General features: G+C 67.5%; 8 protein-coding genes. 4 read left to right on the forward strand and 4 right to left on the reverse strand.

What is annotated here, in order from left to right:
* The first annotated feature begins 5 nt into the window (after nt 1-5).
* Nucleotides 6-2,468 (forward strand): glycosyltransferase family protein, encoded by a 2,463-nt coding sequence (locus KEG57_RS21525; protein WP_272458742.1) that lies wholly within the window; start codon nt 6-8, stop codon nt 2,466-2,468.
* A 348-nt stretch (nt 2,469-2,816) separates the two neighbouring features.
* On the opposite strand, the gene KEG57_RS21530 is transcribed toward KEG57_RS21525, so the two are convergent.
* From KEG57_RS21530 to KEG57_RS21540, 3 genes are all read right to left on the reverse strand, one after another.
* A complete protein-coding gene (locus KEG57_RS21530; protein WP_272458743.1) occupies nt 2,817-5,606 on the reverse strand; it encodes a glycosyltransferase family protein in 2,790 nt (929 codons plus the stop codon).
* A 120-nt stretch (nt 5,607-5,726) separates the two neighbouring features.
* Complete coding sequence (locus tag KEG57_RS21535) at nt 5,727-7,424, reverse strand: hypothetical protein (RefSeq protein ID WP_272423877.1); 1,698 nt, start codon at nt 7,422-7,424, stop codon at nt 5,727-5,729.
* A 330-nt stretch (nt 7,425-7,754) separates the two neighbouring features.
* Nucleotides 7,755-8,711: a GDP-L-fucose synthase family protein gene (locus KEG57_RS21540; protein WP_272458744.1), complete on the reverse strand. Its 957-nt coding sequence runs from the start codon at nt 8,709-8,711 to the stop codon at nt 7,755-7,757.
* A gap of 86 nt (nt 8,712-8,797) precedes the next feature.
* Here KEG57_RS21540 and KEG57_RS21545 point away from each other — a divergent pair, with 86 nt between their 5' ends.
* Entirely contained in the window at nt 8,798-9,208 is a 411-nt protein-coding gene (locus KEG57_RS21545; RefSeq protein ID WP_272423873.1) for a helix-turn-helix domain-containing protein, read from the forward strand.
* Here KEG57_RS21545 and KEG57_RS21550 read toward each other — a convergent pair whose 3' ends face one another.
* A complete protein-coding gene (locus KEG57_RS21550; protein WP_272423872.1) occupies nt 9,209-10,153 on the reverse strand; it encodes an NAD-dependent epimerase/dehydratase family protein in 945 nt (314 codons plus the stop codon).
* Between the two features lie 87 nt (nt 10,154-10,240).
* Between KEG57_RS21550 and KEG57_RS21555 the strand changes: the two genes are divergently transcribed.
* Together KEG57_RS21555 and KEG57_RS21560 are read left to right on the forward strand one after the other, a co-directional pair.
* Nucleotides 10,241-11,263 (forward strand): glycosyltransferase family 2 protein, encoded by a 1,023-nt coding sequence (locus tag KEG57_RS21555; protein WP_272423870.1) that lies wholly within the window; start codon nt 10,241-10,243, stop codon nt 11,261-11,263.
* Nucleotides 11,264-11,707: 444 nt separating this feature from the next.
* Nucleotides 11,708-11,902 carry a hypothetical protein gene (locus KEG57_RS21560; protein ID WP_272423869.1) on the forward strand — a complete coding sequence of 65 codons (195 nt, stop codon included), beginning with the start codon at nt 11,708-11,710 and terminating at the stop codon, nt 11,900-11,902.
* The last annotated feature ends 9 nt before the right edge of the window (nt 11,903-11,911 follow it).

Here is an 11,911-nt window from a genome sequence, read left to right on the forward strand (position 1 = left end):
CGCCAATGGAATCGGTCGAAACGGCGGAGTCGGTCGGACCTCCCGCGCAGAGCGGACGTCTCGCGCGCTTGCGTCAGGCCCTGGTCACGCTGGCGCTCGTGGCGGGGATCGGCGTCTTCGGTTGGGTGGTCCACCAACACTACCCGATCCCGAAGTGGCTCTTCTGGCGGTACGCCGGCTACTGGCTCGGCACCCTCGTCGTGGGAATGGCCAGCTACGGCCTCGGCCACGTCGCGCTCCATCGGGTCTTCCGGGTGCGGATGCCGCTTCTCGAGCATGCAATGGTCTCGATGGCGCTCGGGGTCTACGGCTTCGAGATCCTGATGTTCATCATCGGCCTGCTCGGACTCTACCGCACGGCCACGTTTTTCGTCCTGCCCGTCGCGCTCCTCGCCGCCGTCGCCCTGCCGCTCTACCAGCACGCGCTTCACATCCGCCGCGTCTTCGCCCGCTCCGCCCCGACCCGGCCCAAGCTCGGGCCGGCCGCGCTCGCCCTCGCGTTCGGCCTGCTCGGCCTGGGGATGATTTATTTTTACGTGATCACCCCATCGAACATCCAGTTCGATTCGCGGTGGAAACACCTGGCCCTCGCCGAGCAGTACGTGGTGCAGGGCGCCATACGGCCTGCGGTCGAGGGGTGGGTCTTCACGGCCCGCCCGCATTTCACTTCGTACCTTTACACGTGGGCCTTCCTCGTCCCCGGGCGCCTCTTCGACAAGATGACGCTCGCAGCGCATCTCGAGTTTGGCCTGTTCGTGATGACGACCGTCGTCGGCATCCCAGCCCTCGTGCGGCGGCTCGTGCCGCGCGCCGATCCTCGCTGGATCTGGGCCGCGCGGTTCCTCTTCCCCGGCGTCCTGCTCTACGACAGCTCCGTCTGCGGCGGCGCCGACCACGTCGGTGCGATGTTCGGGACGGCGGTCGTGCTCGTCCTCTTCCGCGCGCTGCGCGACCTCGACCTCCGGTACGTCTCGCTTCTCGGCGTCCTCTGCGCCGCCGCGGCGCTCACGAAGGAGACGGTGGCCATCATGCTCGTGCCGGCGCCGCTCGCGCTCGTCGTGATTCGAGGGGCCATGCTCGGGGTGCAATCGTTCCGGGGGCGCGCCGAGCCCAATCTCGGGCGCCGCTGGCTCGTCGCGCCGCTCTTGCTCGGCGGCGTCGGGCTCGCAGCGAGCTCGCCGCTATGGCTCAAAAACCTGCTCTTCTACGGCGACCCCTTCTATCCGCTGCTCGGCGCCAAGCTGCACGCGCACCCCTTCACGGATCAGGCCGCGTATCGATTCAAATACGGTTATGCCGAGGGCCTGCTCTGGAAGCCGACCCGCGATCTCAAGGGGCTCCTCCAGACCCTCGTCGCGCTCGTCGATTTCTCGTTCGTCCCGAATGACTGGCCCAAGTTCCACGGGAAGGTGCCGGTCTTCGGCTCGATGTTCACGCTGCTGCTCGGCTGTCTCCCCTTCCTGAAGAAGGCGAAACGAATCTGGCTCGTCGTCCTGCTCGTACACGTCGGCATCTTCATCTGGTACTCCGTCCATCACCAGGACCGCTACCTCCAGGCGCTCATGCCGTACATGGCGGCAGTCACGGCGGCGATCGCGCTCTCCGTGTGGCGCGCGTTCGGCACGGGCGCGCGTGTCGCCCTCGCGACTTTGTTCGGGCTGCAAATCGTGTGGGGCGGCGACGTATACTTCATCCAGACGCACGCCCACGCGCGCTCGCCGCTCAAGAACAGCATCGACCTCCTGAGCGCCGGTTTCGAGAAGAAACACGACGCGCGCTTCGGCATCCAGCAACATTGGCAGGAGGTCGGCCAGGCGACGCCGCCCCAATCCCGGCTGCTGCTGCATATCTGGCCCGACCACCACGCCCACCTCGGGACGATGCGGCACACGGTGCTCGACGCCTACCTCTGGCAATTCGGCGTGGAATACGGTGCCGCAGGCTCGACCGAGGGGGTCCGCACGATGCTGCGCGATCTCGGCGTGACGCACGTCTTCGCCGAGCCCGATAAGGAGAGCGACGGCGCAAACTCGATCGCAGCCGATCTTCTCTTCTGGGACTTCGTCACCCATCTCCGCGAGCGCAAGACCATCGGTCAGGGGCTGCTCGGCAAGGTCCCGGAGGAGCCCATCCAGGCGCCCTTCGACGACCTGACCGCAGTCCTGAGCTGCACGGCAAAGGCGCCGGCCAAGGGCCTCTTCCGCGTGCGGGACCTGCGCGTCCTGCCCTTCGGCCCGATCGGCTTCCCCGCACCGTTCAAGCCCGCAAAGACCAAGGACGAGGCCGAGGCCCTCCTCGCGCATGCCCACTTCGTGGTCCTGGAAGAGGGCTGCAAAGAAATCGGCAAACCCGCAGGCGTCACGCGCGCCTTCGACCTCGTCACGCACCGCCGGCGTTACGGGCCCTTCAACGCGATGGAGCTCTATCGCCGCCGCCCCGGCCTCTCCGCAATCCCCCTCCCGCCCTGAGCTTCTGGGGGGCGCTTCGCTGGGGCTCTGCCCCAGGCCCCACCAGGGGCTATCCGCCCCTGGACCCGGACCAGCGCAAGCGCTGGACCCGGGGTCGATGAACTGCGCAACGCGCAGTTCATCGAACAGGCCGAGTCAAGACCAGCTACAACCCTGCCCATCGAAACAGCCGCGCAGCCATTTCGACCGGCAATGCCGTCCTTGGTCTTGCCACCGGCCCGTGGAAGAACTGCGCGGAGCGCAGTTCTTCCACAATGGTCCAGGGCTTGCCCTGGTTCGGGTCGAGGGGCGAACAGCCCCCGCGGGGCCCGGGGCAGAGCCCCGGCGCGGCGGCCGCCAGAAGAAACCTCAGTTCACGCGCGCGGCCTGCGGGGGTGCGGGCATGAGCACGTCATCTGCGAGGATGTGCCCCCAGTTCCCGTTTGACTCGTCTACGATCACGACGCGCCCCTGCTTGCCTGCGTATGCGCTCGTCGAGAGCTCGGTGGGCCGGAGGATCTCGTCGTTCTTGCCGCAGGACCGCGCCACGATGCGCCCGTCGACCTCCAGGCCTACGAACGTCTTCTGGCAATCCTTGCCGCCGCCTACGAGCACGTGAATGGGCTGGCCGTCGAGTGTCAGCATCGGGAGCGCGACCTTGCCCTTTGCTGCGTCGCCGCCGTGGTATCCGTTCGCGAGCGCGCGGCCGAGGAAGCCCGTGATCTCCTGCTGATTGCCTGTCGGGCCTGTCGCGGGCGCCTTGCCGAACGCCGTGCCTGTGATTTCGGTTCCCTCGGGGAAGACCTCGTCGAAGCTGTAATGGATGGCGAATCGCGCTGCGAATGCGATCACGTCGGGATCGTTCTCCGGTAGCTCGGTGAGAGCTGCGCGGAACAGCTCGACCCCATTGCCCGGCACGCCTGACCGGAGCCGCGCGCGGATGTCTTCCTTTGTCCCGCTGGACCAGTGAATCCCGTCGATGTAGAGACCGCTCCCGGGCGCCTTGTCCTCGTCGACGATCCGGAGCGACGCGCGGCGGCCCTGCAGATCCTCGATTTGCCAGGCCTCGGGCACGAGCTGCCGGTCGGCGCGCGGGCGTGCCGTGCGCTGGGTCGCGCCATCGACCACGAGCTCCACGCGCACGCCGGGGCTCGATTTGCCGCCGAGCGCGAAACGAAGCTCCGGCTTTGCGAGGACGCCGAGATCGATCTCCAGGGTCCCCGTGCCGCCTCCCGCGTCTGGCAGCGAGACGAGCAGACTCTTGCCCGTCGCGCCCATGCGCCGCATCTTCTCGATGCGCAGCCCCGCGCCTTTCATTGCTGCGCCTGCGGGCAGATGGCCCTCGAAATCGGCGACCTCGCCGATTTGCCCCCGGAGCTCGCCGAGCAGCTTCTCCCGGTCCGGATGACGCTCCAGGAAAACCTCGTAAAACGCGAGCGACTCGAGGAGATCGCTCCGCGTGCCCGTGCGCGCGAGCACCGCGATGTCGCGCGCCGGATCCGGGATCTGGGTGTTCTTGACGGTGCGCAGCGCCTTCACGAGGTCGGGGTCCCAGCGCAGGAAATGGAACGTGCTCCCGTCGACGTTCGCGCGGGTCTCCTCCTTGAACTTCTCGCCCCAGGGATTGCCGAGATCCACCACCGCGCCCTCGGCGAGCAAATCCTCCAGCGAGCCGCGCTTCTCGTGCCCCGGCCGCCCGCGCTTCTCGATCGACTTGTGCGCGATGCGCCGGTTCGCGAGACCGTATGCGTCGACGATCGGCAGATCCGCGTACCAGCCCACGAGGCCGATGCAATCGATCGAGAGCTTGGGCCGGAGCCCGCGGGCGATGAACGTCTTGTGGACCCGCTCGCCCATGCCCGCGTAGATCGAACCGGATTCGAACGGAAAGACGTTCTTCACCGGGTAGAACGTATTCTCCTCGGCGAGGTTCCAGCGCTTCTCGTAGGGCTTGAGCACGCGGACGGGCAGGACGGCGACCGCGACGGCGAGCGCCGCGACCGAGCCGACGAGCGCCCGCGCTGGCCCGGCGAGCTCGCGCAGCCGATACCGGAGCGAGACCTCGGTCCCGACCGCGAGGATCGGCAGCAGCGAGACGAAGAACCGGTGCTCCATGAAATCGCCGCCGACCTTCACGACGTAGCGGCCATAGACGAGGAGCGAGAGCAGCGCGAAGATCCGGAGGCGCGTCTCGGCCCGATTGCGAGACCGCCCGGCGAGCGCGAGGAGGAAGAGCGGGATCCAGATCACCGCGCCGCTCGTGAAGAGGAAATGCGTCGCGTAGACGAGACCCTGCGACCAGTACGTCAGGTTCCCCGACTTGGCGTAATAGGTATTCGGAAAGAAATCGCCGTACGCGCGCCAGCGCCAGAGGAAATACGGAACGTAGAACAGGACGAGCGGCGCGCCGTACGCGAAATACCGGCGGAGATCGAGCCGCTTCCAGAACGGCCGCTCCTCGTGGTGAATCAGGTCCTCGGCGACGATCGCGAGGCCCATGCATCCGTAGAGGAGCAGGTGATCCGGCCGCGTGAGCGCGGCGGCGATGAATGCGAGCCCCGCTCCGAATGCGCCATTCTTGCGGAGCGAGGCCCACATGCCCACGGCCACGAGCATCGCGGCGGGCATCGTTTCGAGGCCCGACGAGGCGAACGTATAAAACGGCCGACTCCCGGCGAGGCAAAGCGCGGCGAACGGAATGATCGCGGGCTTCGGGCTCGCCTTGCGCACGACGAGCGCCACGAACACGATCGCAAACACGTACGCCGCGAGGTTGCCGAAGAGCCCGGCGTGCGGGATCGAGACCCGGACCTTGGCGAGCAGCCCGAGCACCAGCGTCCACAGAAAATTCGTGTATCCCTCGACCCACTCGCCCGGGTTGAAGACGAGGCCCTCGCCGCGCGAGAAGTTGCGCGCGTATCGGAACGAGATGAACGCGTCGTCACACAGCCATCGGATCTTCCACGCGAGGGCGAGCCCCGCGCCGATCCCACCGAGGAGGACGATCGCGTAAAGGACGCGCTTGACGACCGGGGAGACGCGGCCGGCGAGGAAACGCTCGAGGAAGAGCAAGAGGACCGCGCCGAGGATCAGACCGGCGAGCAGGGGCAGGCTGGCCTTGATGGCTTCGGCCGCGGCGACGACGATTTCGAGGAGCATCGAGGAAAGATCCAGGCAAACGGGCGGGATCCGTCGCCCGCGGGCGGGAGACTAGTACATCCAGGGGCAAGTTGCAGGGGGGTCGTGCGCGCCGCGGCCCGCGCGTATCCCTGACCGCCTCTATTTCCGCAGCCGCTCCGCGACCGAGGTGTGCACCGCGATGTACGCCGGCAGATCCTCGTGGTCGTCGTAGATCACCTGATAGCCGTACTTCGACAGCCACACGGGCGGCCTCCCCGCGTCGAAGATGATCACCGGCGGGGTGAGGTTGCACCTCTGTTCGAGCTCCTTTGCGTGCTCGATGATGTACTTGAGCTCGATATGCACCCCGTGCACGAGGCGCTGCTGCGCGCGCGCGGGCACGCAGTTCGCGAGCTCCTTCGACGATAGGTTGTACTGGTCGAGGAAGTGCAGCGCGCCGTAATACTTCTGCACCACGTGAAACGGCACCATCCCCGCCTGGCCCGAGATGAACGAGAGGGGCTGCTCGCGCGTCGGGCCGAGCTTTTCGAGCGTCTCCAGGAACGCGGGCAAGAGCTTCGCGTCGCGGCGGTGCGGGCGGTTCGCGATCTCCGGGAACGAGAAGGCCGCCATGCCGGGTTTCTCGCGGGCCGCGCGTGCCTGTTTCCTGGCCTCGGCCCACCTGTGGCTCATGTTCAACGGCGACCGACCAAAATCGATCACGGCGTTCACGTTGAGCCAAAGCAGCGTCGCGCCGAACAGAAAGCCCACCGCCGCCGCCCGCTCTTGCGACGCGCGGTCGATCGCGAAGAGCATGAGCACGACGTACGCCGGCATGGCGGGCACGAGGAACCGCGCACCCGTCATCCAATCGCCCCCGCTCATCAGGACGAACGCCGTCGAAGCGAACGCGAGCGCCGCCGTGAGCACCACGGACATCGGCAGCCGGCGCTTCACCACGCCCCAGGCGACCATACCGAGCGCCACGCAAAGGAGGGGCACGTATGCCGAATTCGTCTCTTGGAAGCCCGCTTGCGCGTAACGAAGCCCGTTGTCGAAGTCGAAGCCCCCCGATTTCATGCTCGCGGGGTTCGGCACGGCGCTGCCGAAGGCCACCTTCCGCGACACGGCCAGCACGACCACGGGCGTGATCGCCGCGCCGAGGACGTGCAGGCTCCGAAGAAAACGACGCCGCGCCTCTGCCGTCTTGTCGAGCGTGCGAAGCAAAAACGAATACGTCGCCGCCGTCGCCGCGAGCGCCAGCAAAACGACGGGCGACTCGGGCCGCGCGCCGGCGAAACCCGCGGAGACGAGGACGACGGGCGCGAGGGCGCGAACGGTCTGACCACGCCCGGCCGTTTCGCTCGGCTCGCTCTCGACGTACCGGGCGAGCACGAGCACGGCGAGCACGCCGAAGAGCGCCGTCATCGACGTCTCCATGCCGCTCGTGCTCCAGTACAGAAAACACAGGCTCGTCGCGAGCAGCGGCGCCGCGAGCGGCGAGAGCCGCGGGGACACGCCGCGCGCGAGGACCGTCACGACCCCGAGGGCGAGCGCCGCGCAGCCGATGCTGGTGATCCAGCCGAGGATCGGCGCCCCCGCGCCCGTGAGCTTCTCGGCGAGCGCCAGCCACACCACGAGCGAGAAGCTCGAGCTTTGCTCGATGGGGGCCCCATTGTAGTTGACGATCGCCCCGAACCGGGCGAGCGCATGGGAGACCCAGAACGTGATGTGGCTATCGTCATGCCCGGCCGACGGAAAGTAAGTGGCACCGAACACGACGCCGAGCAGGAGCCCCAGAACGAGCCCGACCCAGGGGGCATGCTCGCGCAGCCGTTGCAAAAGACGCGTGATCATAAGGACCTTCGTTCGTGCGGGACAAGCGGAAGTGCGCGGTCTCTTACCACAAGTTCCTCTCCCCGAGGCCCTCCAGCGTCACCTACCCCCGTGCATCGTCGGGAAGAGGCCGAAACCTCCCTCACCTACCCCCGCTCACGGCGTGAGCTCCTCGAAATTCGGATCGATCCTGCCCCCCGACACCCCGTGACCTCGGCAAGATCACGTCTGCTCTGACCCCGCTCGGCATCCGCGCGGGCAAAGATCGCACATGCCTACCCTCACGTGTTCCCGGGAGCCCACGAGGATCACGCCTCATCTGGCCCCGCGCAGCCGCAGAGCGGACCAGGATCACGATTTTTCGACGATCCGGCCCCGATTCTCCTCGTACCAGCCGATCGTCTTCGCGAGCCCCTCTTCCAGCGCCGTCCGCGCCTCGAACCCGAACCATTCGCGCGCCCGCGACACGTCGAGCATCCGGCGCGGCTGACCGTTCGGGCGCGAGGTATCCCACACGATGTCCCCGTCGTACCCGCACGCCTTCGCGATCGTCGCCGCAAGATCCCGCATCGACACCTCGCGCCCCGCGCCGAGGTTCACCGGCTCCTCGCCGTCGTACCGCTCCGCCGCCCGCACGAGCCCCTCCGCCGCGTCCTCCACATAAAGGAACTCCCGCGTCGGCGACCCGTCGCCCCAGAGCACGACCGACCGCTCCCCACGCAGCCGAGCCTCCACGAACTTCCGGATCATCGCGGGGATCACGTGGGAATCCTCGAGGTCGAAGTTGTCCCGCGGCCCATAGAGGTTCACCGGGAAGACGACGACAAACTTCGACCCGAACTCTTTCCGGTACGCCTGCGCCATCACGAGCAGCGCCTTCTTGGCGATCCCGTACGGCGCATTCGTCTCCTCCGGATACCCGTTCCAGAGGTCCTCCTCCCGGAACGGTACCGGAGCAAATTTCGGATAGGCACAAATGGTACCGGCGACAACAACCTTGGGCGTCCCTGCGCGCCGCGCTTCTTCGAGGACGTGCAGGCCCATGGCCATGTTGTCGCGGAAGAAGGTGCCGGGATGGCGGCGATTCGCGCCGATGCCGCCAACACGCGCGGCCAGATGCAAGACGAGGTCGGGGCGGTGCGTTTCGAAGAGAGATCGCGTCGCGTGGGCGTCCGTCAGATCGAACTCGGCCGAACGGGGGACCACGATCTGCCGCGCGCCACGCGCTTTCAGCACTTCCACGACGTGCGAGCCGAGGAACCCGGCGCCGCCCGTGACGAGGATCTTGGAGTCAGAGAGAGGGAACATCGGCATGGGAAGCACGACCTTAAAGAAGGCGATACCACCCTCACGCGCTCGGCGCAGCACGTCGATCGAGAAGTAGCGAGGAGCACATGCCGCGCAGAGTCCGCCCCAAGAAGCTCTTCCTCACGATCGGCGAGCGCTTGAAGGCATTCCGGCTCGCCGCCGGGCTGACCCAGGAGGAAGTGGCCGAAGGTCACGCGCCCGGCGAGTCGTTCGCCAACAAGGGTCACATTTCGAGCATCGAGCACGGGCTCGCGAACCCCACCGTCGAGACGCTGCAACGTATCGCCGAGGCGCTCGAAGGAGACGTGGAGCTCGTCGACCTGGTCATCGACCCCGACGAGAGTTTACGCCACGCGGTCATCGCGCTCTCGCGGACGCTGCCCGACGAGGTGCTCGGCGAGATTCTGGTGAAATACGGGCCGGTGCCGGAGCTCGTGCCCCGAAAGAGGAAACGCACGCACCATCGGGCAAGCGGGGCGCGGCCGAAGGCGCGGTGACTAGGTCCGGGAATACCAGTCCACGAATTTGCGGATCCCCTCGCGAATCGCCGTCTTCGGCTCGTACCCGAGCGCCGCGCGGGCCGCGCCGATGTCCGCGATCGTGTGCTCGACGTCGCCGACGATCGAAGGACCACGATGCACGCGCGCGGGCTTGCCGAGGGCCTCGGCGAGCAGCGCGACGACCTCGTTCAACGTCGTCGGCGTACCCCCGGCGCCGAGGTTGTAGACGCGGTAGCCCTCGCCGACCTGATCGATCGCGCGCACCGTGCCGTCGATCACGTCGTCGACGTAGGTGTAGTCGCGGCTCGCCTCCCCCGTGCCGTAGAGCTCGATCGTCTCGCCGCGATCGATGGCGCGGCAGAACGCGTGAATGGCCATCTCGGGTCGCTGCCGCGGTCCGTAGACCGTGAAATAACGGAGCGACGTGACCCCGAGGCCGTGCGTGTGCACGAGGGTGCGAAGCACGAGCTCGGCGGCGCGCTTGCTTGCGGCGTACGGGCTCATCGGCTCGTCGGCGCGGTCGTCCTCGGCGAAGGGCAGGCGCTTGCTCGCTCCGTAGACCGACGAGCTCGACGCGAACACGAAACGGGTGACACCCCGCGCGCGGGCGAGCTCGGCGAGGCGTATCGTGCCCTCGACGTTCACGCGCTGGTAACGCGACGGCGCGGCGAGGCTCGGGCGCACGCCCGCGAGGCCCGCGAGGTGAACGACGGCGTCGAAGTCCGTAGCCGAAAGGAGATCCGTGACGGCGGCGTCGTCGAGGAGGTCAGCCTCGACGACGTGGGCGCGGCCTCGGATGCGGGCGAGATTTCGCTCCTTGATCGAGCGTGCGTAGAAGGGATCGAAGCTGTCGAGGCCGACGACGGTGTCGCCTCGATCGAGGAGACGTTCCGCCAGGTGGGATCCGATGAACCCGGCGATGCCGGTCACGAGCAGCTTCATCGCGGGCGCGAGGGTAGCACCCCGATCTCGCCTTGCCTGCACTCCGAGCCCTCGTGCGGACGGACCGTTCTGCTATCCTCCGCCGCCGTGAGCGCCGTGGACATCACCCAGCCCTCTCCGGGCGAGCCTGCTGCCTTCGCCCTGGCCCGAAAGGCGGCCGAGAGCCCGGTGGTCATCCTGCCGCGCGTCTCGCTCGTGGTCCCGGGCCTGAACGAGGGAAAGAGCCTGCCGGAGCTCGCGCGGCGCATCCACGAGGCGCTCGCCGGCAAGGAGCAGTACGAGCTCATCTTCGTGGACGACGGCAGCACGGACGACTCGTGGGCCGTGATCAAGCGCCTCGCCTCGGAGAACCCGACCGTGCGGGGCGTGCGCCTGCGGAAAAACTTCGGCAAGGCCCAGGCCCTCACAGCGGGCTTTCGCAAGGCGCGCGGCACGATCTTCGTGACGATGGATGCCGATCTCCAGGATGACCCGGCGGACCTGCCGAACTTCCTCACCAAGCTGGAGGAAGGTCACGACGTGGTCGTCGGCTGGAAGGTGCAGCGGCTCGATCCGACGAACCGCCTTTTCCTCTCGCGGATCTTCAACGGCACCGTGGGCATGGTGACGGGCGTGAAGCTGCACGACATGAACTGCGGCTTCAAGGCGTACCGGAGCGAGGTGATCCGCTCGATCCCGATCTACGGCGACCTGTTCCGGTTCATCCCGGCGCTCGCGGCGTCGCAGGGCTTCAGCGTCACCGAGATCCCGATCAAGCACCACGCCCGCAAGTACGGCTCTTCGCGTTACGGGCTCGAACGGATCCTGCGGGGCTCGTTCGACCTGCTCAGCGTGCTCTTCCTGACGCGCTACCAGAAAAGGCCGATGCACCTCTTCGGCTTCGCGGGCCTGACCCTCGCGGGGATCGGCATGCTGATCGAGCTCTACCTGACGGTGCTCTGGTGCTTCGGGCACAAGATCGGCGACCGTCCGCTGCTTTTGCTCGGTGTGCTCATGATCGTCACGGGCATCCAGCTCTTCTCGATGGGCTTCATCGGCGAGTTCCTGACGTACCAGAGCCAGACGCGTCACCTCGAAGACGAGCCGCCGATCCGCGAAGAGATCCTCTGATCCCCGCCGCGTAACCACGCGGGCAGGCCGCACGCTCCCGGGCACTGCGCGCTTTTCGCGCACCCCACGATCCGAGCCGCGAGCGTGCAGGATCTCCACTCGCATCCGCATTGGATGCGACCTCTCAGTTCTCCCCAACGTTGACGCGCCGCACGGCAGGCGTCCCCCGACAAACCTTCCGCGCGCGCCCTCGTTCGCGGCGCTCGGCTGCGCCCTGGCTGGATGAACCTTGCTCGAGCGCGCGCGTTTCCACGCGCTGGCCGTGAGCTTGCATGGGCAGATCCCGCGCGCGATCCACGTCCACGAACTGCGAGGCTCAAGCCCATGGCGCTCGATCTATCGATCTCCCACGGACAACGTACGGCCCTTGGTACACAGCCCGACACGAGCGGGCCCAGCGATGCCCGCCCTCCATCGGCGACCCGAGCGGAGGACGTCTCCCCGGTGACGCGAGCGCTGTCCCTCGCGCAAGCGCTGGCCGACGCGCTCGCCGATACCCGTGGCTTCGGGGTCAATGCAGCAGCGCAGCACGAGCTCTCGCTAGCGCACTCGCTCGCCTCGCACGTCGTCGACATTCTCGAGGGCCTGCCGCCCGACTCGGTACGGTCGAGGACGCCCGCCCCCGACGCCGAGGAATGAACTGCACGA

This window comes from Polyangium jinanense (genome assembly GCF_028435365.1).

What these genes read in the sequence shown, in the direction of transcription:
- KEG57_RS21550 (WP_272423872.1), bottom strand. Translation starts at nt 10,153, where the DNA reads ATGAAGCTGCTCGTGACCGGCATCGCCGGGTTCATCGGATCCCACCTG.
- KEG57_RS21540 (WP_272458744.1), bottom strand. Translation starts at nt 8,711, where the DNA reads ATGTTCCCTCTCTCTGACTCCAAGATCCTCGTCACGGGCGGCGCCGGG.
- KEG57_RS21530 (WP_272458743.1), bottom strand. Translation starts at nt 5,606, where the DNA reads ATGCTCCTCGAAATCGTCGTCGCCGCGGCCGAAGCCATCAAGGCCAGC.
- KEG57_RS21545 (WP_272423873.1), top strand. Translation starts at nt 8,798, where the DNA reads ATGCCGCGCAGAGTCCGCCCCAAGAAGCTCTTCCTCACGATCGGCGAG.
- KEG57_RS21535 (WP_272423877.1), bottom strand. Translation starts at nt 7,424, where the DNA reads ATGATCACGCGTCTTTTGCAACGGCTGCGCGAGCATGCCCCCTGGGTC.
- KEG57_RS21525 (WP_272458742.1), top strand. Translation starts at nt 6, where the DNA reads ATGGAATCGGTCGAAACGGCGGAGTCGGTCGGACCTCCCGCGCAGAGC.